This window comes from Pseudarthrobacter sp. As-47 (assembly GCF_058215595.1).
This window is the reverse complement of record NZ_CM177088.1, coordinates 2878433-2898106: the sequence shown is the minus strand read 5'-3', so window position 1 is coordinate 2898106 and position 19674 is coordinate 2878433. Positions and strand designations below refer to the sequence as shown.

Annotated in this window: 18 protein-coding genes; 10 read left to right on the top strand and 8 right to left on the bottom strand. The window is 67.8% G+C overall.

All coding sequences use genetic code 11. The features are described 5' to 3' along the window. Nucleotides 1-49 precede the first annotated feature (49 nt). Together AC4BCK_RS13375 and AC4BCK_RS13370 are read right to left on the bottom strand one after the other, a co-directional pair. On the bottom strand, nt 50-517 hold the full coding sequence (locus tag AC4BCK_RS13375; protein WP_400620288.1) for a tRNA (cytidine(34)-2'-O)-methyltransferase: 468 nt from the start codon (nt 515-517) through the stop codon (nt 50-52). Nucleotides 518-539: 22 nt separating this feature from the next. Then, nucleotides 540-1490 carry a J domain-containing protein gene (locus AC4BCK_RS13370; protein ID WP_174176379.1) on the bottom strand — a complete coding sequence of 317 codons (951 nt, stop codon included), beginning with the start codon at nt 1488-1490 and terminating at the stop codon, nt 540-542. 205 nt (nt 1491-1695) lie between these two features. Between AC4BCK_RS13370 and AC4BCK_RS13365 the strand changes: the two genes are divergently transcribed. The 9 genes from AC4BCK_RS13365 (at nt 1696) to AC4BCK_RS13325 (ending at nt 12436) form a co-directional block, all read left to right on the top strand. Continuing rightward, a complete protein-coding gene (locus AC4BCK_RS13365) occupies nt 1696-2388 on the top strand; it encodes a hypothetical protein (RefSeq protein WP_174176376.1) in 693 nt (230 codons plus the stop codon). Between the two features lie 47 nt (nt 2389-2435). Then, nucleotides 2436-3665, top strand: coding sequence for a cysteine desulfurase family protein (locus tag AC4BCK_RS13360; protein ID WP_190609950.1), 1230 nt, complete (start codon nt 2436-2438; stop codon nt 3663-3665). A 236-nt stretch (nt 3666-3901) separates the two neighbouring features. Then, complete coding sequence (gene mnmA, locus AC4BCK_RS13355) at nt 3902-5020, top strand: tRNA 2-thiouridine(34) synthase MnmA (protein WP_246256397.1); 1119 nt, start codon at nt 3902-3904, stop codon at nt 5018-5020. 227 nt (nt 5021-5247) lie between these two features. Then, nucleotides 5248-6882, top strand: a complete 1635-nt coding sequence (locus tag AC4BCK_RS13350) for an ABC transporter substrate-binding protein (RefSeq protein ID WP_251421135.1) — start codon at nt 5248-5250, stop codon at nt 6880-6882. Between the two features lie 142 nt (nt 6883-7024). Next, nucleotides 7025-8116, top strand: a complete 1092-nt coding sequence (locus tag AC4BCK_RS13345) for an ABC transporter permease (protein ID WP_251421137.1) — start codon at nt 7025-7027, stop codon at nt 8114-8116. Between the two features lie 2 nt (nt 8117-8118). After that, nucleotides 8119-9132, top strand: coding sequence for an ABC transporter permease (locus AC4BCK_RS13340; protein ID WP_251421138.1), 1014 nt, complete (start codon nt 8119-8121; stop codon nt 9130-9132). Further along, entirely contained in the window at nt 9129-10853 is a 1725-nt protein-coding gene (locus tag AC4BCK_RS13335) for an ABC transporter ATP-binding protein (protein ID WP_251421140.1), read from the top strand. The genes AC4BCK_RS13340 and AC4BCK_RS13335 overlap by 4 nt, the downstream gene beginning before the upstream one ends. A 105-nt stretch (nt 10854-10958) precedes the next feature. Beyond that, nucleotides 10959-11366, top strand: a complete 408-nt coding sequence (locus AC4BCK_RS13330; RefSeq protein WP_066277345.1) for a chorismate mutase — start codon at nt 10959-10961, stop codon at nt 11364-11366. Nucleotides 11367-11368: 2 nt separating this feature from the next. Next, nucleotides 11369-12436, top strand: coding sequence for a uroporphyrinogen decarboxylase/cobalamine-independent methonine synthase family protein (locus AC4BCK_RS13325; RefSeq protein WP_363955523.1), 1068 nt, complete (start codon nt 11369-11371; stop codon nt 12434-12436). A gap of 27 nt (nt 12437-12463) precedes the next feature. On the opposite strand, the gene AC4BCK_RS13320 is transcribed toward AC4BCK_RS13325, so the two are convergent. Genes AC4BCK_RS13320 through AC4BCK_RS13295 form a run of 6 tightly spaced genes read right to left on the bottom strand, consistent with a single transcriptional unit; the run spans nt 12464 to nt 18368 of the window. Further along, complete coding sequence (locus tag AC4BCK_RS13320) at nt 12464-13177, bottom strand: DUF4166 domain-containing protein (RefSeq protein ID WP_363955425.1); 714 nt, start codon at nt 13175-13177, stop codon at nt 12464-12466. Nucleotides 13178-13222: 45 nt separating this feature from the next. Beyond that, the gene (locus AC4BCK_RS13315) at nt 13223-14515 is read right to left on the bottom strand and encodes a DUF58 domain-containing protein (protein ID WP_363938262.1); all 1293 of its coding nucleotides are present in this window, start codon (nt 14513-14515) and stop codon (nt 13223-13225) included. Next, a complete protein-coding gene (locus AC4BCK_RS13310) occupies nt 14515-15510 on the bottom strand; it encodes an AAA family ATPase (protein ID WP_174180426.1) in 996 nt (331 codons plus the stop codon). The genes AC4BCK_RS13315 and AC4BCK_RS13310 overlap by 1 nt, the downstream gene beginning before the upstream one ends. After that, nucleotides 15507-16700, bottom strand: coding sequence for a DUF4350 domain-containing protein (locus AC4BCK_RS13305; RefSeq protein ID WP_490566017.1), 1194 nt, complete (start codon nt 16698-16700; stop codon nt 15507-15509). Before AC4BCK_RS13305 ends, AC4BCK_RS13310 begins: the two co-directional genes overlap by 4 nt. Next, nucleotides 16697-17368 carry a DUF4129 domain-containing protein gene (locus tag AC4BCK_RS13300; RefSeq protein WP_490566016.1) on the bottom strand — a complete coding sequence of 224 codons (672 nt, stop codon included), beginning with the start codon at nt 17366-17368 and terminating at the stop codon, nt 16697-16699. Before AC4BCK_RS13300 ends, AC4BCK_RS13305 begins: the two co-directional genes overlap by 4 nt. Further along, the gene (locus AC4BCK_RS13295) at nt 17358-18368 is read right to left on the bottom strand and encodes a DUF7847 domain-containing protein (protein ID WP_174180433.1); all 1011 of its coding nucleotides are present in this window, start codon (nt 18366-18368) and stop codon (nt 17358-17360) included. The genes AC4BCK_RS13300 and AC4BCK_RS13295 overlap by 11 nt, the downstream gene beginning before the upstream one ends. A 573-nt stretch (nt 18369-18941) precedes the next feature. Here AC4BCK_RS13295 and mtrA point away from each other — a divergent pair. After that, complete coding sequence (mtrA, locus tag AC4BCK_RS13290; RefSeq protein ID WP_174180435.1) at nt 18942-19616, top strand: MtrAB system response regulator MtrA; 675 nt, start codon at nt 18942-18944, stop codon at nt 19614-19616. Nucleotides 19617-19674 lie beyond the last annotated feature (58 nt).

Below are 19674 nucleotides of genomic sequence, written 5' to 3'. Positions count from 1 at the left end.
CGCGGATGGATTGGCCGGATGCGCAAAGAAGTTGCAGGCCTGTGCAGCGTCAGATTTTGGCGCCGGCAAATCCCTGCTGGCGCCAGGCTTCGTAGACGGCGATGGACGCGGCGTTGGCCAGGTTCAGGGAACGCAGGGCCGGCAGCATGGGCAGCCGCACCGTGGCCGTCACATGCGGATCGGCCTTCAGTTCCGGCGGCAGCCCTATAGATTCGCGGCCGAACATCAGGACGTCGCCCGGCTTGTAGGAGATATCGGTGTAGCTGGCGGTTCCGTCAGACGTGAAGGCATAGACCCGCTCCGGTTGCAGGTGCTTCCAGGCATCCTCGATGCTGGGGTGCACGGTGACGACGGCGAGGTCGTGGTAATCCAGGCCGGCACGGCGGAGCTTCGCATCCGAGAAGTCGAAACCCAGCGGTTCCACGAGGTGCAGTTCGGCGCCGGTGATGGCTGCGAGCCGGATGGCGTTGCCGGTATTGCCGGGGATTTCGGGGGCATGGAAAAGGATGCGGAACACCGTTCCATCCTAGCCACCGTTGTCAGTGCATGCCGCGCAGCAGCCTGGCCAGCACCGGAACGTTCACCGTGTTGGGCGCGGGCCCGGCAGCAAGGAATTCCTTCAGGCCGCGCACCATCCCTGCCGCGTTGACAACCTGCACTGCCTCGAGGGCCCCTGCTGTACGGCGGTGGTTGTCTATCACCGGCTCGTGGAGGTTGCCGCCAGGGTTGAGCACCACGGTCCATCCCGTGACGTTCAGTTCCGGGAAGATGTCCTGCATGGCCCTGACAACGTGCGCGAGCTGCGGCGGAGCAATGGCGCGGCCCCCGTGGTTCAGTGTGCGCCCGTCCCAGGCATAGGCGCCCTTGGGCAGGAGCATGGAGCCGATCAGCGCCAGCCGGTAACCGGACAGGACGGCGTGGTCGATGTGGCTGTTGTCGGCAGGGGACTGGAGGCCGTTGATCAGGCGTGCGGCCGGGATGGCCGGCAGGACCTGGCGGGTCAGGAGCTGGACCGTGCGCATCTCCCGCTGGATGCGTGCCTCGGCCCCGAAAATGCCGCGTTTGCGAGGCATGCCGTGCACCTGCCGGCTGGCGACTGCCAGGGGAACCAGCGGAACCTCGCCGGCAGGGGCATCCTCATACGGCGGGACGTACACAGGGGGATCGCCGGCGGTGTTGCGGATGTTGCCTTGCCGGTGCACTGTGGCCGACGCGCGGCTGCCCGCCGGCGGCGCGTCGAAATGGGCCTCCGTGTCCGAGTCCTCGTTGCGCAGCGTCCCGGCGGCATAGGAGCGGTCGTATGCCTTCCGGCGGATGGGGTCGATAAGGGTTTCGTAGGCGCGCGTCACCTGCCGGAACGCGGCGGCATCACCGCCGTGATCTGGATGGGCCGTCCGGGCGGCCCGGCGGTAGGCCACCTTGATCTCCTTCTCCGTGGCCGTTACCGCCACGCGAAGTACCTGGTAATAGGAGCTGCTGCTCTCGGTCAAGCCCTCATCCTTCTCTTGGTATGGCCAGTCTTCGCAGGTAGCCCGGTCCGCACAGTTTAACGGCCTGTCCTGAACAACGACGCTCCGGCACCCCAGGGTTCCCCGGTGGCCGAGACCGGGTGCGGGTGCCGCAGGCAAGTGCCTTTAGACTCGTGCATGCGCGGCCGTCCCGGCTGCGGCTGAACGTATTGGGGCAGGGGTGGAAATGCCGACGACGGCGGGAATGGCCGGCAGGGCCAGGCGGCGGGTGGTGCCGGTGCTGGCAGCCGCAATGGGAGCTTTGCTGGTTGGCGGCTGCAGCGTGGACGTGCGGGACCCTGCGGCTCCACAACCTGTCGCCAGCACGCCGGCGGCGCTGGCCACCCCTACCATCACACCCGGGCACGATGCCGCCGCTGTGGCCGCGCAGGACCTTCCCTTTGCCGCCGGCGGCAGCCTGGCCCCAGGTATGCCCGTAGGCATCGGGGACGGACTGAAGGACGCGCCGGGATGGAAGCCCGCCGGCAGCGTGGCCGCCGAAGCCCGGTACGCGAAGGAAAACGGCTGCCTGGTGGCAGCCAGGGTGAGCACCAACCAGGCTGCCCTGGTCCGGGGTGACGACAGGGAATCCACCGTTGCGCTTTTTGAGTACCTGGACCCGTCCATCCTGCCCGGCTACCTGAAGACGGAGACGCTGCAGTGGGGCGCGGGCCCGGAAGGGCCGGCCAGGACCGTCGAGGTCCTGGCCCTGGAGCAGGCAGCCCAGCCGGCTGGAAGGGCAACTGCGGTGCTGGCCAGGCTGTTCGGCACGGCCGGGTCCTCCGTCTACATCTCCCTCTCGTGCCCGGATGCTGCCGCGCTCGCAGGGGCGAGGGCCGACGTCGCCCGTTTCCTGCCGGTGGTCCCGCCGTCCGCCTAGCACCGGACGGCGGGACGCCCGGCAGGGCGGGCCGGTAGAATTGTGCGGTGCCCGTCTACCTCGATCATGCAGCAACCACCCCCCTTGCGCCGGAAGCGCTGGCAGCGCTGACCCGTGAACTTGCCCGCACCGGAAACCCGTCCTCGCTGCACGGTTCCGGCCGGCGGGCCCGCCGTGCCGTGGAGGACGCCCGTGAAGCTGTTGCTGCCGCCGCGGGAGGGCACCCGTCGGAAGTCATTTTCACGTCGGGCGGTACGGAGGCTGACAACCTGGCCGTGAAGGGGCTGTACTGGTCCCGCGTGGCTGACGCGCCAGCGCGGCGCCGCATCCTTTGCTCCGCCGTCGAACACCACGCGGTCCTGGACACAGTGGAGTGGCTGGAACGGCACGAAGGCGCCGAGGTGGCCTGGCTGCCGGTGGACAGCGACGGGGTGGTGGACCTTGCCGTCCTTGACGCCGAACTTTCCCGTGACCCGGCCACCATCGCCCTTGTCACCGTGATGTGGGCCAACAACGAGGTGGGCACCATCCAGCCCATCAGCAGGATCGTGGAGCTGGCGCACGCCGCCGGCGTCCCCGTCCACTCCGACGCGGTCCAGGCGTTCGGCTCCCTCCCCGTTGATTTCAAGGCCTCAGGCCTTGACGCCATGTCCATTTCCGGCCACAAGATCGGCGGCCCGGTCGGGGTGGGGGCGCTTCTGCTGGGGCGGGCCGTGAAACTCACCCCCGTCCAGCACGGCGGAGGCCAGGAACGGGACGTCCGCTCGGGCACCCTGGACACGGCGTCGATCGCGGCCTTCGCCGCTGCCGCTGAGAAGGCCGCCGCCACCCTGGGCACCGAGTCCACACGCATTGCGGGCCTCCGCGACCGGCTGATTGACGGTGTCCTGGAACGGGTTCCGGAAGCCGTTCTGCGCGGTGCTGCCGGAAACGGCCGGCTCCCCGGCAACGCGCATTTCACTTTTCCCGGCTGCGAGGGCGATTCCCTGCTGTTCCTGCTGGACCTGGCAGGTGTGGAGTCATCCACCGGTTCGGCCTGCACGGCGGGTGTACCCAGGCCCTCCCACGTCCTGCTGGCCATGGGCCTGGACGAGGAGACGGCGCGGGGCGCCCAGCGGTTCACCCTGGGCCATGCCTCGGTGGAGGGCGACGTCGACGCCCTCCTGGCCGCGCTGCCTGACGCCTATGGCCGGGCCAGGCAGGCGGGGATGGCCGGGCACGAGTCCAGCATCCAGACCGCAGGAACGCTTGCGCGCCGGGCCGCCAACGGCGGCTGACGGAGCCCTGCCTGACGGGGCTCTGTGCTGAGGCCGTAGAATAGATAGGCAAGGATCGTTTCCGGGAGCCTGCCTGCCCTAAGAATCAGACCAGGAATCAGACCAAGAATCAGCGCCGGGACCCAGCGTCCCCATTCAGCGCCGTCACCCAGCGCAGCCAGCCCGCGCACGTTCGCCAGCACCGGCCCGGAGCCGGGAAAACCCGAGGGAAAGCCACCATGCGAGTTCTAGCAGCCATGAGCGGCGGAGTCGACTCCGCCGTCGCCGCCGCCCGCGCCGTCGAGGCGGGGCATGACGTCGTCGGCGTTCACCTGGCGCTCTCGCGCATGCCCGGCACGCTCCGCACCGGAAGCCGCGGCTGCTGCACCATCGAGGACTCCCGCGATGCGTGGCGGGCCTGCGACGTCCTTGGCATCCCGTACTACGTCTGGGATTTCTCCGAGCGGTTCAAGGAAGACGTTGTCCAGGACTTCATCGATGAGTACGCCGCCGGCCGCACCCCCAACCCCTGCATGCGGTGCAACGAGCGGATCAAGTTCGCCGCGCTCCTGGAAAAAGCCATCGCCCTGGGGTTCGACGCCGTGTGCACCGGACACTACGCCAAGGTCATCGAGGATGCGGACGGTAACCGCGAACTGCACCGGGCCGCTGACTGGGCCAAGGACCAGAGCTACGTCCTGGGCGTCCTGACGCACGAGCAGCTTAAGCACTCCATGTTCCCGCTGGCCGACACACCGTCCAAGGCTGAGGTCCGTGCGGAGGCTGAACGCCGGGGGCTCTCCGTAGCCAACAAGCCGGACAGCCACGACATCTGCTTCATCCCCGATGGTGACACCGCAGGATGGCTCGCCGAAAAGATCGACATGTCCACCGGGGACATCGTGGACGAAACCGGAACGAAGGTCGGCGAGCACCCGGGCGCCAACGCCTTCACCGTGGGCCAGCGCCGCGGACTGAAACTGGGCACTCCCGCCGCCGACGGCAAGCCCCGGTTCGTCCTGGAGATCCGCCCTAAGGAAAACAAGGTGGTAGTGGGCCCGGAGGCCCTGCTGGCCATCGACGAGATCCGCGGCATCAAGGTCTCCTGGGCAGGACTGCCCATCGCCGAGGTGGGGACGGGCGCGGAGTTCGACTGCCACGCCCAGGTCCGTGCCCACGGCGACCCCGTGCCCGCGACGGCCCGCATGGAAGCGGCAGGTGACGACGCGGGTGCCGCCGGCCAGCTGGTAGTGCGGCTCACCACCCCGCTGCGGGGAGTAGCTCCGGGCCAGACGATTGTCCTCTACCAGGGCAGCCGGGTGCTGGGCCAGGCGACCATCGACGCCGCCCGTTCGCTTCAGCGCGCCGAGCTCTAGGACAGCGTGTCCCCAACACCGCCCCGGTTCCGCCGGGGCGGTGTTGTTGGTTGTGCGTGGCCGCCAGGGGCAATCAGGTAAATTTTGTGTCTCAACTCACAAAATGGTCCGGGATGAGTCTTGACTCTCTGATTGAATCTAGGCATCAGCACCGCGCGCTTCCCGCCTGAGCAAATGCACCCATCAGCGGTCGGCGGGCGCGCACTCATCGAACAGAAAGTTCTTAGATGACGAAGAGCAACAAAGCACTGCACGGCGCAATCGCGCTGGCAGGCATTTCCGCCCTCGCCCTGACTGCCTGCACGGGCCCCTCAGGCGGCGGCGGTGGAACCTCGACCGGCGATGCCGGGGGTGGCGCCATCACGTACGGCACCACGGACAAAGTGGTCACCCTGGACCCGGCCGGATCCTATGACGGCGGATCCTTCATGGTCATGAACCAGATCTACCCGTTCCTGCTCAACTACAAACCCGGCACTGCAGATGCCACCCCGGACATCGCGGAGTCCGCCTCCTTCACCAGCCCCACCGAATACACCGTGAAGCTCAAGCCCGGCCTGAAGTTTGCCAACGGCAACACGCTGGACTCTTCGGACGTCGTGTTTTCCTTCAACCGCGTCAAGACGATCGACGACCCCAACGGCCCGGCGTCACTGCTCGCCAACATGGAAAAGATCGAGGCTACGGACGCCAACACCGTGGTGTTCACCCTTGCAGCCGGAAACGACCAGGTGTTCCCGGGCGTGCTTGCCTCCAACCCCGGTCCGATCGTGGACGAGGAAGTCTTTCCGGCGGACAAGATCATGGACGACGACGCCATCATTGCGGCCAAGCCGTTCGCCGGCCAGTACACGATTGAAAGCTACAAGAAGAACGAACTGGTCAGCTTCAAACCCAACCCGGACTACCAGGGGCTGCTGGGTGCTGCGTCCAACGACGGAGCCACGCTCAAGCACTACGCGGACCCGAACAACCTGAAGCTCGATGTCCAGCAGGGCAACATCGACGTCGCCGGGCGCATCCTTACCGCCACCGACGTCGCAGACCTTGAAGGCGACGACAAGGTGAAGGTCCACAAGGGCCCGGGCGGGGAACTGCGCTACATGGTCTTCAACTTCGACACCATGCCGTTCGGCGCGAAAACCCCCGAAGCCGATCCTGCCAAGGCCCTTGCCGTCCGCCAGGCCATCGCCCACCTCGTTGACCGTGACGTCATTGCTTCGCAGGTCTTCAAGGACACCTACACCCCGGTCTACTCCTACGTGCCCAAGGAATTCGAAGGCGCAACCGAGCCGCTGAAGAGCCTCTACGGCGACGGCAGCGGCAAGCCTAGCCTGGACAAGGCAAAGCAGGTCCTGGCCGATGCCGGCATCACCTCGGTGGTTGACGTGAAGCTGCAGTACACGGACCGCTACGGCACGTCCGCGGCCGACGAATACGCACTGGTAAAGGAACAGCTCGAAAAGTCAGGGCTCTTCACCGTCGACCTCAAGTCCACCGAGTGGACCACCTACACCAAGGAACGCCGGGCGGACGCCTACCCCGTGTACCAGCTGGGCTGGTTCCCGGATTATTCGGATGCGGACAACTACCTGACACCGTTCTTCATCCCGGGCAACTTCCTCGGCAACCACTACGAGAACCCGGCCGTGACGGAGATCGTCAAGAAGCAGCTGGTCACCACGGACAAGGCTGAGCGGAGCGAACTCCTGGGCCAGGCCCAGGAAGCCATCGCCAAAGACCTGTCCACGCTGCCGCTGCTGCAGGGCGCCCAGGTCATGGTGGCCGGAACGGATGTCCAGGGAGTCGAAAAGACCCTCGATGCCTCGTTCAAGACCCGTCTTGGCGTGATGTCCAAGTAGGTCCACCGAACCATCCGGCTCTGACCGCACAAGGGGCGGGACACGGTGCACCTGTTGCCAGGCGCCCGTGTCCCGCCCCGCGTGCTGGACGGGATGTGGTGCCGGCCCGCAGCGGGCACCGCAAAGACAACCTGAGGTACCCATGACGACATTGATCGACGCGCCACCAACTGACGCGGACGGACTCCTGCCGCCCGCCAAAAAATCATCCGGCGGTGGACTGGGACAGTACATCCTGGTCCGTTTCCTGCTGATCTTTCCCACCATCTTCATCCTGGTAACCATGGTTTTCTTCCTGATGAGGATCACCGGCGACCCCATCACCGCAGCCATGGGAGGGCGCCTGCCGGCGGACCAGCTCCAGGAGCGGATCCAGGCGGCCGGCTACGACCGGCCCATCCTGGTCCAGTACTTCGAGTACCTCGGCCAGCTGGCCACCGGCAACTTCGGCCGGACGCTCACGGACAACCGCGCCGTCTCCGAAATGCTGACAACCTACGGCTCGGCCACCCTGGAGCTGAGCATCAACGCACTGCTCGTCGCCCTCGTGGCAGGTATTCCGCTGGGCATGGTGGCGGCGCACCGCCGGGACAAGGCACCGGACGCCGTCCTGCGGGTCTTCGCCATTCTTTGCTACGCGACCCCCGTGTTCTTCGCCGGCATGCTGCTGAAGCTGACCTTCTCGGTCTGGCTCGGCTGGCTGCCGGTGGCAGGGCGGGCCAGGACGTCCAGCGAACTGGCCTTGACGTCACTGGAGGCGCCCACCGGAATCTACTGGCTGGACGCACTTCGAAGCGGCAACATGGCCGCCCTGGGAGACGTCATGGCCCACGCCGTCCTGCCCGCGGTGGCGTTGGGGCTGCTGACAGCCGGCATCTTCCTCCGCCTTGTCAGGACCAACGTCATTGGCACCCTGGGCAGGGACTACATTGAGGCCGGCCGGTCCAGGGGCGTCAGCGAATACCGCCTGGTCACCAAGCATGCCTACAAGCCCGCGCTGATACCCATCATCACGGTGATGGGCCTGCAAATAGCAGTGATGCTCGGCGGGGCAGTCCTGACCGAGAAAACATTCGAATGGAAAGGCCTCGGATTCCAGCTCGCCAACTACCTTACGGCCCGTGACTTCGTGGCCGTGCAAGGCATCGTGGTGCTGCTCGCCATCATCGTGGCCATGACCAACTTCATCGTGGACATCATCGCCGCGCTGATCGATCCCCGCGTGAGGTACTGAGCATGAGCATCCCGGCCGTTCCCGTCCCGATGGAGAGTCCACGGGCTCCCTGGTACCGCCGCCTGCCGGTGGTCTCACACTTCAACAAAAGCGTCGGCCTCCAGCGCGGCATGCTGGTCGCGGGGCTGGTCCTCACCTGCCTGTTCGTCCTGACGGCACTTTTCGCACCACTGCTGGCACCCTACGGTTTCTCCCAGCTTTCCGACGCCGACGGCAACTTCCCCACGCAGCAGGCCCCGGGCGGCAAGCACCTGTTGGGGACAACCGTGGGCGGCTATGACGTCCTCTCGCGGGTCATCTGGGGCGCGCAGACGGCGATCCTGGTCATCGTCGTCGCCGTGTCCATGTCCATCGTCATCGGCGTTGTCCTTGGCCTGGTCAGCGGCTACCTTGGCGGGTGGCTCGACCGGATCCTGGTGGTCATTGCCGACGCCGTGTACGCCTTCCCGTCACTGCTGGTGGCCATTGTCATGGCCATCGTCATCAGCGGCGGACAGTCCAGCCTCATCGGCGGCATCTTCGCTGCCGGCACGGCCATCACGCTGGTCTTCATTCCGCAGTATTTCCGGGTCATCAGGGCCGAGACCGTCAGGCTGAAGGCTGAGCCCTTCGTGGAGTCCGCAAAAGTGGTGGGAGCGTCCAACATCCGCATCATGACCCGCCACATCTACCGCAACGCCACCCGGACCCTGCCGCTGATCTTCACCCTGAACGCCTCCGAAGCCATCCTCACCCTGGCCGGCCTCGGCTTTCTGGGCTTCGGCATCGAGCCCAGTTCGGCCGCGGAGTGGGGCTTCGACCTCAACAAGGCGCTTGCCGACACCACGTCCGGCATCTGGTGGACCGGGCTGTTCCCCGGCCTGGCCATCGTGCTGACCGTGGTGGGCCTGACCCTGGTGGGCGAGAGCATCAACGACCTGAACGATCCACGCCTCCGCGGCCGCAAGAGCACGGGCGGCAGTTCCCCGGCGCCGGTGGACAACGCCGCCATCGCAACCGAAGGGAGGGCATCATGACCGTCAATATCGATCCATTGTCCGGGCGGAGCCCCAACGGAGAACCCGACGACGGCCGTCCCGTTCTCGACATCGACCACCTCCAGGTCACGTTCGCCACGGACGGCGGTCCGGTCCAGGCAGTCAAGGACGTCAGCCTCGAGGTCAGGAAGGGGGAGGTACTGGCGATCGTGGGGGAGTCCGGATCCGGCAAGACTGTCACAGCCAAGACCATCCTGGGCCTGCTCCCGGAAACGGCCAGCAGCTCCGGGGCGGTGCTGATCAACGGGGCAGACGTGATCAGCGTCAGCGCCGCCCGGCTGCGCCAGATCCGGGGCCGGGACGTTGCCATGGTGTTCCAGGAACCGTCCACCGCGCTGAACCCGGTGTTCACCGTGGGCTGGCAGATTGCCGAAGGCATCCGGGCGCACACCGGAAGCGACGGGAAGCGGGTTTCAGCCAAGGAGGCCAAATCCCGGGCCATTGAAGCGCTGCGCAAGGTGGGCATCCCCGATCCGGAACACCGGGTCAACTATTACCCCCACCAGTTCTCGGGCGGGCAAAAGCAGCGGGTGGTGATCGCCGCGGCGCTGGCCCTGAACCCCGGGCTGATTGTCGCCGATGAGCCCACGACGGCCCTCGATGTCACGGTGCAGGCGGAAATCCTGGAACTGCTCAGGGACCTGCGGGACAAGTACGGCACGTCCATCGTGCTCATCACGCACAACATGGGGGTGGTGGCGGACCTTGCCGACCGGGTGGTGGTGATGTACCAGGGCGACGTGGTGGAGGAGGCTCCGGCCCGTACCCTGTTTGCGGAACCGCGGCAGGACTACACCCGCAGCCTCCTCGCCGCGGTGCCGCACCTCGGGCGGAACTCCGCCTCCGCGGGACTGGCCAGCCGGGCCCACCAGGAGGAGGAAGTCCTGGTGGAGGCCAACAACCTGTCCATCGAATACCCGGGGAGGCTGGGAACACCGGCTTTCAAGGCGGTGGACAGGGTCAGCTTCACGCTGTCCAGGGGCGAAGTGTTTGGCCTGGTGGGGGAATCCGGCTCGGGGAAGACCACCATCGGGCGGGCCATCGCCGGCCTTAACAGGACCACCGGCGGCAGCCTGAAGGTGCTGGGATACGAGATGCTGAACCTCAAGGAACGCACCTTCAAGCCGCTCCGCAAGGACATCGGCTTTGTGTTCCAGGACCCGGCGGCGTCCTTCAACCCCCAGCTGACCATCGGGGACTGCATCGCCGAACCCATGGTCATCCACACGAAGCCAAGCCCGGCGCAGGCGCGCAAACGCGTAGGCGAACTGCTTGAATCAGTCCAGCTCCCGGCGTCGTACGCGGGACGGTACCCGCACGAACTGTCCGGCGGCCAGCGCCAGCGGGCGTCGCTGGCGCGGGCACTGAGCCTGAATCCCCGGCTGTTGATCGCCGATGAGCCGACGTCCGCACTGGATGTTTCGGTGCAGGCCAAGGTCCTGGAACTGTTCAGGGACATCCAGCAGGAGTTCGGCTTCGCCTGCCTGTTCATCAGCCACGACCTCGCGGTGGTGGACACGCTGTCCTCGTGGGTCGGCGTCCTCTACAAGGGCCGCCTGGTGGAGCAGGGGATCGGCAGCCAGGTGATGGGAAACCCGCAGCACGACTACACCCGGCGGCTCATCGCGTCCCTGCCCGTGCCCGATCCGCAGCAACAGGCGAAACGGAGGGAAGCGCACCGCGCCCTGCTGGGCATCTGAGCGTCAGGACGCGGCGCAGCGTCGGAGCCCGAAGCGCCGGTGCCGGATACCGGCACCGGCGCTTAACACCCGGGTGATTCCGGTGCCTGCCCATAGACTTGAACCATGACGCAGCACAACCTTCACACTCCTGATGCCGATGACTACGACCCCTCAGCCAGTTCTCTGGCGGACCAGGTGGACCAGTCGGTGATGGCTGAACTGCTCTCCATCCGTTCAAGCATCGACAATATTGATGCCACCCTGGTCTATCTGCTGGCCGAGCGCTTCAAGGCGACCCAGAAGGTGGGCTTCCTCAAGGCGGCCCACCGGCTGCCCGCCGGGGATCCCGGCCGCGAGGCCGCGCAGATCGCCAGGCTGCGCCGCCTCGCCGAGGACGCCCACCTGGACCCCGCCTTCGCCGAGAAGTTCCTCAACTTCATCATTGGGGAAGTCATAAGGCACCACGAGGCGATCGCCGAAGACCACGAAGCTGCCTCGGGCCAGCACCCGCAGGCGTCAGCCCTCGCGTGAGCATGGTCGAGAAGCACGAAGCCCGTGGCGGCGCCTCCTCACCGGCGACCGCTCCGCCGCGGGAAGTGACGGCCACTGCGCTGGGACCGTGGCCGGGCGAGGACCCCGTGGAGGCCGCCCGGATCATCCGGGGCGAACTCGGCAGCCCGCACCTGCCCTTCCTCGCCGAACTGCCGGACCGCGGAGTTGGTTCCGATGCCCTGGGCCGGACGGCCAGCCTCCTCGCCGAGCTGGCTGTTGACGTCCAGCCCTACGGGTGGCGGCTGGTTGACCGTCCCGGCAAGGACTTCCGCCGCGCCGCGTCAGCCCTGGCCACGGACATCAACGTCCTTGCCGATGTGGCCGGAGCGGAGGAAAATCCTGCCGCCGAAATCAAGGTCCAGCTGGTGGGACCCCTGAGCCTGGCGGCAGGGCTTCACTTGCACAACGGCGAGCGTGCCCTCCTCGACTACGGCGCCCGGCGGGACCTTGCGGACTCGCTTGCCGCCGGTGTGGGCGGGTATCTCTCCCGGGTGGCAGCCGCCGTGCCGGGTGCGCGCCTGGTAGTCCAGATGGACGAGCCGGAGATCGCCGCGGTCCTGGCCGGCACCATTCCCACGTCCAGCGGCTACCGCACCCTCCGGGCGGTGCCGGCCTCTGAAGCACGTGAATCGTGGCGGCTGGTCCTTGACGCCTTGCGGGCCGCGGGTGCCGCCGAAGCGGTGATCTCCGTTCCCGAGGTGGAAGCGCCCTTCGACCAGATCCTGGCTGCCGGCGCGGACGGCATAGCCGTTCCGTTGAAGGCTTTGACCTCCCGGCAGTGGGAGCAACTGGCCGGAGCGGTGGAATCAGGCTCAAGCCTGTGGCTCGGCGCCATGGAGGCAGCCGGCGGTCCGCTGCCCAAGGTCGCCGAGTCGGTGGAGGCCGTGTGGCGGCCCTGGCGGCAGCTGGGCCTTCCGGCACAGACCCTGGCCTCCATCCGGGTGACACCCTCCGCCGGGCTTGCCGGCGGCTCGCCGTCGCAGGCCACAGAAGTGCTCGGCAGGCTTACCCGGCTTGCGGACGGGCTGAACCAGCTCGCCCAGGGCTAGCCGGCGCGGCCCCGGCCGGCGGCGGCGTCAGACCCGGTTTTCCCAGCGGTCCGGCTGCGCGTACCGCGGCAGGAAGCTGTGGGCCGAGCTGCCGCCGGTGTAGGGGCGCAGCCGGTAGTCGAAGCTGCCGGCGTAGACCAGGACCAGGCCGATCTGCGGCTGGATAACCTTCACCTGGATCCGGTGCTTGCCGGCGGGACCTTCTGCCGGGTCCCACCACTGTTCTGCGTAGGCTTTGGCGTCCAGGGCGGCAGGAAGGGGGATACGGAGGGGGCCCAAGAGGAGCCGTGAGGCTTCCGACACGCCCCGGAGCCGGCCCTCTGCCGTGACACTCAGGTTCAGGTCGGTGACCAGCCGCCGGTACCGGCCTACGTAATCCACCAGCTGCGGCGCACCGTTCCGGAGGGTGGCGCTTGTGGTGTCCTGGAAGATGCGGGTGCGCCCCGGAAACCGGATCTCACGGCGGGCCGTGAGGCTGGAACGGCCAAAGGGGTCCTGGTGGGCGTGGTTCTCGATGCGGAACGGAATGTTTTCGCCGTACTCGGGGAAGAAGGCTTCCTCGCCGCTGGTGAGCCGCAGCAAAGGCCGCAGCCATTCCTGACGGCAGCCCACGACGTCGAACGTTCCTTCACCCACGCCGTAGCGGCCCGAGCCCGGCACCAGCGAGAAGTACTCCTGCAGCTCAGGCTGCAGGCGCGAAAAGTCCGCGCCGAGGGCCTGCTGGTAGATGGGAACGTTCATGGGGACCTCCTGCTGGGAAAGCGGCTGGAACAAGGTGCTGTGACCTCACAATGTACCGGCAGCCTTGAGCCTGATGTACATGTCAGCGAGCCTCGGCGGCAACTGGTGGGGTTCGGCGTCCACCACTGACACACCGTGCTGCCGGAGCTCTGCGCTGATCGCCGCACGCTGCAGGAGGGCCCGCTCCGCCGCCGCGGCCCGGTAGACACCCGTGGCGTCGCCGCGTTCTCCCAGCATGGTTCCCAGCTGCGGGTCCCGGACCGCCGCAACCACCACCACGTGCTGCCGGGCCAGCTGGGCCGCGACGGGAATCAGGCCTTCCTCGGGCGCACCGCCGTCCAGTGACGTGAGCAGCACAACGAGGGACCGGTGCGCGGAAACGGCGCGGACCTGCGCCGGGACTGCCGGCCAGTCCATCTCAATGAGTTCGGCCTCAAGCGGTGCCATGGCCTGGACCAGCTGGCCCAGGAGGTTCCCCTGCCCGGCGGACCCTGCCCTGGCGCGGGTACGCCGGTCAAAGGCAAGGAAGTCCACCCGGTCTCCGCCCCGCTCCGCGAGGACACCCAGCAGGAGGGCCGCTTCCATGCCCGTGTCCAGGCGCGTTTCGTCGTCGATCCTTGCCGCCGACGTCCTGGAGGTATCGAGGACCATGACCACACGGCGGTCGCGTTCGGGCCGCCATGTGCGTACCACCACCGCGGACCGGCGTGCCGTGGCCCGCCAGTCAATCGACCGGACGTCGTCTCCCCGGACATAGTCTCGGAGGGAATCGAACTCGGTGCCCGCGCCGCGGATCTGGACCGCGGCCTTGCCGTCGAGCTCGCGCAGTTTCCGCAGCTTGGAGGGCAGGTGCCTGCGGGAGTGGAAAGGCGGCAGCACCCGCAGCGAGCCGGGGCTGTGGATTGTCTTCTGGCGCGCTGCCAGCAGCAGGGGGCCAAACGAGCGGAGGGTTGCGTGCGGTGCCCGGAGGTCACCCCGCCGGACGGGACGCAGCCGTACCGTGACGCGCCTGCTCTCGCCGGCCGGAACCTCAATGTCCTGTACGGCGTTCTGTGCCCCCGCCGAGGGCTGCCAGGCGTCGCGCAGGACGCCGCGGAGCCGGCGGCCGCCGTCGTTCCGGACCGTGAGCACAGCATTCACGGCCGCGTGCAGGGTGACGTTTCCGGGCTGTGTGCGCAGCAGGCTGACCGTCCGCAGCGGCGCCGCGGCCAGAAGGTCGACGGCGGCAAGGGCCGCCAGCACCCCGGACACCAGCAGTACCGTTCCCCAGTCGGGCAGCAGGAGGACCGGCACCACCCCCAGCAGCACCAGCAGCACGAAACGCCCGGAGATGGCCATCAGCGGGGAACGGGAACGGAGGCCAGGATGCTGCCTAGCACGTCATCCACCCGGACCCCGTCCATCTGGGCTTCCGGCTGAAGCGCTACGCGGTGCCGCAGGCAGGGGAGCGCAAGGGCCTTGACGTCGTCAGGGGTCACAAAGCTCCGGCCTGACAGCCAGGCCCAGGACCGGGACGTGTTCAGCAGGGCCGTGGCCCCGCGGGGAGAGACTCCCAGCAGGAACGACGGGGCCGAGCGGGTGGCCCGCACCAGATCCACGATGTAGCCGATGATTTCAGGGTCCACCGCCACCGACGCCACGGCCTGCCGGGCTTTCGAGAGGTCTGCCGCACCTGCTACTGCCCGGACCCCCGCAGCCATGAGGTCACGCGGGTCAAAGCCGGCAGCGTGGCGCCGGATGACCTCCATTTCGTCCTGGCGCCCGGGCAGCGGCATGGTCAGCTTGAGCAGGAAGCGGTCCAGCTGCGCTTCCGGGAGGGGATAGGTCCCTTCATACTCAACCGGGTTCTGGGTGGCAGCAACGAGGAACGGTGCTGGCAGCGGCCGGGACACCCCGTCCACGGAAACCTGCCGTTCCTCCATGGCCTCGAGCAGGGATGCCTGCGTTTTGGGCGGCGTCCGGTTGATTTCGTCTGCCAGCAGGATGTTGGTGAAAACCGGCCCTTCACGGAACGTGAATTCGGAGGTGTGCGAGTCGTAGACCAGGGATCCCGTGACGTCTCCGGGCATCAGGTCCGGGGTGAACTGCACGCGCTTCGTGTCCAGGCTCAGCGCTGCCGACAGGGCACGCACCAGCAGTGTTTTGGCGACGCCCGGGACACCCTCCAGAAGCACGTGGCCCTGGGAAAGGAGCGCAATCAGCAGTCCCGTGACGGTGGCGTCCTGCCCCACCACGGCCTTGGCCACCTCGTGCCGCACGTCCAAAAGGGCCTGCCGGGCTGAATCATGATCCATGTGGTCCAGGACCCGGGGGCTGCTGCCTTGCTCGCTCATCGGCTCTTGACTTCTTTCTCTAGGGTGTCCAGCTCCCGGGACCAGGCCACAAGCCTCGCCTCGGTGCCGGGACGTTCGTTGATAAGTTCGCGGAGCTCCCTGACCGGCTTGCCGAGGAGTCCGGCAGCTGCGTCGATAACCTGGTCGGCGGTGGCTCCTGGCCCGGGCCGCAGGTGCCCGGAAAGCCGTACCAGCGCGCCGGCCCGCAGGTTGTCCCTCGCCTGGTCCACGGCGCGGGAGTCCTGATAGAGCCTCGCCCGGCCCTCTGCCGTCTCCGCTGCCTTGACCACGACCGGCAAGGGCTCAAACACCAGCGGGCCCAGGCGCCTGCCGCGCCAGGCCATCGCCGCCAGGGCAACCAGGACGAGCCACGGGCCCAGGAAACGCACCCAGTCGGGGGCCAGGTCGTCGAGGCTTGCGGGGCTGCCCCCGGTGTCCAGGTCCTCGAGGGCAGGGATGTACCACACAAGGTCCGGGGACGGGCCGAGCGTCCGGATGGCCAGGGCGGCATGCCCCAGGCTGTCCAGCTGTCCGTTGCTGAAGACGGCGGTGCTGCCCACCACGGTGAGCCGGCCACCGTTGCCGACGGCAACGAGCCCTGCGCTGGAGCCGTCCGGCCGGTAGCAGGTCGTCCCGCCGTCGTACAGGAAGCCGGACTCCCCGGAGACTGCACCTGCGGCCTGCGGGTCAGGCAGGCTGCAGCCGGGCTCCAGCACTGGAGACGCGTCCGGCACCACCCCTGCCTGCCGGATGCCGGCGTCGAGTGCGTCCAGGGTCTGCAGCCGGGGCGATACCACCACCACCCGGTGGGCGGACGCCGCCAGGCTGCGGAGCCGGGGCCCGTCCAGGAAGCCGTTCCTGTCGTACAGCAGCAGTGTGGGCGAAGAACCGGCCTCTAGTGCCGCCATGGCTGCCCCGTAGTTTCCTGCATCGTGGACAGCTACTCCGTGCCGGCCCAGGATCTGCGCCACCGCGCGGGCGCCATCGGGGCCGGCGTTGTGGACCGACATTGGAACGGCGTCGCCCTTGGGACCGAGCTGCGCCGAGAGAACCAGGACCAGCGCGGCAGCCACCACGGCGGCACAAGCCGCAAAGGCACGGTGCCGCCGGACCCACCCTGTCCTGCGGACGGATGCCTGGTCCGCATCGGTGCCTCCCTGCACCACGGAAGCCGGAGCCGCCCCGGTCATGGCAGTACCGCCGGGCGCGGTGCCTCATGGTCCTGGTGGTCCTGGTGGTCCGGCCGGCGGGCGGGCTTGAGGGCTTCGAGCGCATCATCCAGGCTGGCCATCGCCCGGTAGTCGCCTGCGTCCGCCGCCCTGTTCCCGTAGCGGATGGCATCGAAAGTCACCGCCGCCCTGTCCAGGCGCTGCGCTTCGGTGCTGAAGGGAAATGCCAGGTCCCGGGCCACCTCATCGGCTGTCCGCCCGGGCTGGGGTTCCAGGATGGTGCGGTCCTCGGCAGAGCGGACAAGCGCCCGGAAGCGGTCCACGACGGCGTCCGCCCACCTTCCAGCCGCCGCGGACATTTCCGCGCGCTGCCGGTAGTCGGCGGCCGCCAGCACGCCCTCGGGCTCGAACACCTCCCTGGCCTTCCGGGCCCTGGGGTTCAGCCGGGGCTTGGCGATGATCACCGCGGCAGCGATGATCACGGCGATCACGACTCCAATGACGGGGCTTGGCACGGTGCTGCCTGCGTCCGCCGACCCGTCCAGGGTTGAAAGCCAGTCCAGGAAGTCCTCCCACAGCGTTTCGATCCAGCCCGGGGCAGCGTCGCGGTATTCAGGGTGTGAAAGCTCCTCTGCGGCCCAGCGGCGGGCTTCTTCCGCCCCGGGCAGCACCGGGGGTTCAGCGGCCATCCGGCCATGCCCCCGCCGCAGGCCCGGTGCCGGGGCTCCAGCCACCGGGGTAGCCTCCGGGCCGGGCTGCCGCCTGGCCGCGGCCCGGGATGCCGTCCGGATCCGCGCCGGACTCCATCATGCGGAGCAGCGAAATATCCAGTCCGTCCTTTCGCATGCGGAGATCCATGTAGATCAGCGCCATGACAGATGTCTGGAAGGCGTAGCCCAGCGCTCCGGCAAGTGCACCGAGGACGGCGGTGATGATGCCGACCGCGACGGCGATGGCCACGTCCTGTCCGGCGCCGCCGTGCGGCGACAGGAAGTCCGCCATCAGCGGGGGTACAAGGCTCACCGGGATCATGACCACCTGGCTGATGATGCCCACCATGATCCCCACCACCACGGTGATGCCAAGGATCCGCCACCAGTTGGCCCGGGTCAGTTCCCAGGACCGGCGCAGGGCGTCCAGTGCACCCAGCTCCTCAACCACGACCGCGGCCGGGGCCACGAGCAGTTTGATGTAGATCCATACGGCCAAGGCGACAAAGCCGAGGAACAGGGGGATGAGCAAAAGGACGCCTATCCGTTCCATGCTGGCTATCAGTGCGACGGCGGCCGCTGCCGGGACGAGGATGGCAAGCAGGCCGGCAAGCATCAGCAGTCCCGCCAGCCGCATCAGTGCCCAGACCCGCGGCCGCGCAAGGACCCACATCTGCTTGAAACCGGTGGGGCGGTTCAGGATGGACCGCGCCACCGGCACCACCATGGCGCCCTGCAGGACGGAGGCGATGAAGATCGTCAAAACGGAAACCAGCACAATGGCGGCAACGAAGCCCAGGCCCAGCGCTGTGAGGTCGGCGGGGCTGGCGCTCTCCGCCCAGGCTTCGATGGAGCCCATCGATGTGGCTGTGGCTGCTGTAAGGACTGCCGTGAGGATGGCGGCGAGGGACTGCGCCAGTAGGGAAGCGCCCAGCATGGCCTTGGCATTCCGCCTGATGGTCTGGAACGAACCGTCCATGATCTCCCCGAACATCAGGGGGCGCAGCGGGACGATGCCCGGTTTGGGCGGAGCAACGTATTGTGGCTGGCCGTACGGGCGGCCCGGATGGGGATACCCGGGGCCGGGGGAGTTCGTGCCCTGGGCGCCCGGGTATGGCGGGCCAGGCTGATCCCAAGGCCGCTGCCACACCGGTGGCCCCCAAGGTTGCTGCTGATCCGCCGGCGGTGGCCAGCCTGGCGGCCGCTGCCCGGCCGGCGCACCCCATGGGCGCTGCCGATCCGCCGGCGGCGGCCAGCCTGGCGGCTGCTGCGCCGGTTGGTGCCCTCCCGAAGGCTGGTCCTGCTCCGGAGTCTGCCCCCATGCAGGCAGGCCCGGGCCTCCGGTCTCCTCCGCGTCGGAATCCTTTGACACGATGTTCCTTCCCCCATCCAGTCCGCCGTCGGCCTGGCGCCGGCTTCGCAATCCCGGCGTGGCGCTGGAAACGTCCGGCGTGGCACCAGCCTATAGTTCCGGCGTCGGGCATCCTAGCGCTCCGCCATGCCGGAGGGCGCTGAACAGGACAAAGCCATCCTGATAAGGGAATATATAACTATGAAGGCACGCATTCTGGTGGTAGACGATGATGAAGCGCTGGCCGAAATGATTGGAATTGTCCTCCGCAATGACGGCTTCGAGCCGGTCTTTTGCGCGGACGGCGCCCAGGCGCTCGACGTTTTCCGGTCATCGCGGCCGGACCTTGTTTTGCTGGACCTCATGCTTCCGGGCGTGGACGGCATCGAGGTCTGCCGGCAGATCCGGGGAGAGTCGGATGTTCCCATCGTTATGCTCACCGCCAAGTCGGACACGTCCGACGTCGTCCGCGGACTTGAGTCCGGCGCCGACGACTACGTGCCAAAGCCCTTCAAGCCGGCTGAACTGGTGGCGCGCGTCCGCGCGAGGCTCCGCCCCGGCGACCAGAAGGCCCCGGAAACCCTCCGCATCGCGGACATCACCATCGACGTCGCCGGACACACGGTCAGCCGGGGCGGCGACCGGATTTCGCTGACGCCCCTGGAGTTCGACCTCCTGGTGGCCCTGGCACGGAAACCGTGGCAGGTGTTCACCCGGGAACTGTTGCTCGAACAGGTCTGGGGTTACCGCCATGCTGCTGACACGCGCCTGGTGAACGTCCATGTCCAGCGGCTCCGGTCCAAGATCGAGCAGGATCCGGAAGCTCCGGAAGTCGTGTTGACGGTGCGTGGTGTCGGCTACAAAGCAGGGGCCTGAACCCGCGGCACAGGACGGTGCGCCCGGTGAGGGCGCGCCCGCTCCCGCGGGCAACTCC

Bases quoted from the DNA above. Each gene is read 5' to 3' on its own strand.
- AC4BCK_RS13300 (WP_490566016.1), bottom strand. From the start codon at position 17,368: ATGGCCGCTGAACCCCCGGTGCTGCCCGGGGCGGAAGAAGCCCGCCGC.
- AC4BCK_RS13345 (WP_251421137.1), top strand. From the start codon at position 7,025: ATGACGACATTGATCGACGCGCCACCAACTGACGCGGACGGACTCCTG.
- AC4BCK_RS13310 (WP_174180426.1), bottom strand. From the start codon at position 15,510: ATGAGCGAGCAAGGCAGCAGCCCCCGGGTCCTGGACCACATGGATCAT.
- mtrA (WP_174180435.1), top strand. From the start codon at position 18,942: ATGAAGGCACGCATTCTGGTGGTAGACGATGATGAAGCGCTGGCCGAA.
- AC4BCK_RS13305 (WP_490566017.1), bottom strand. From the start codon at position 16,700: ATGACCGGGGCGGCTCCGGCTTCCGTGGTGCAGGGAGGCACCGATGCG.
- AC4BCK_RS13335 (WP_251421140.1), top strand. From the start codon at position 9,129: ATGACCGTCAATATCGATCCATTGTCCGGGCGGAGCCCCAACGGAGAA.
- AC4BCK_RS13320 (WP_363955425.1), bottom strand. From the start codon at position 13,177: ATGAACGTTCCCATCTACCAGCAGGCCCTCGGCGCGGACTTTTCGCGC.
- AC4BCK_RS13340 (WP_251421138.1), top strand. From the start codon at position 8,119: ATGAGCATCCCGGCCGTTCCCGTCCCGATGGAGAGTCCACGGGCTCCC.
- mnmA (WP_246256397.1), top strand. From the start codon at position 3,902: ATGAGCGGCGGAGTCGACTCCGCCGTCGCCGCCGCCCGCGCCGTCGAG.
- AC4BCK_RS13330 (WP_066277345.1), top strand. From the start codon at position 10,959: ATGACGCAGCACAACCTTCACACTCCTGATGCCGATGACTACGACCCC.
- AC4BCK_RS13295 (WP_174180433.1), bottom strand. From the start codon at position 18,368: ATGGACGGTTCGTTCCAGACCATCAGGCGGAATGCCAAGGCCATGCTG.
- AC4BCK_RS13315 (WP_363938262.1), bottom strand. From the start codon at position 14,515: ATGGCCATCTCCGGGCGTTTCGTGCTGCTGGTGCTGCTGGGGGTGGTG.
- AC4BCK_RS13365 (WP_174176376.1), top strand. From the start codon at position 1,696: ATGCCGACGACGGCGGGAATGGCCGGCAGGGCCAGGCGGCGGGTGGTG.
- AC4BCK_RS13325 (WP_363955523.1), top strand. From the start codon at position 11,369: ATGGTCGAGAAGCACGAAGCCCGTGGCGGCGCCTCCTCACCGGCGACC.
- AC4BCK_RS13350 (WP_251421135.1), top strand. From the start codon at position 5,248: ATGACGAAGAGCAACAAAGCACTGCACGGCGCAATCGCGCTGGCAGGC.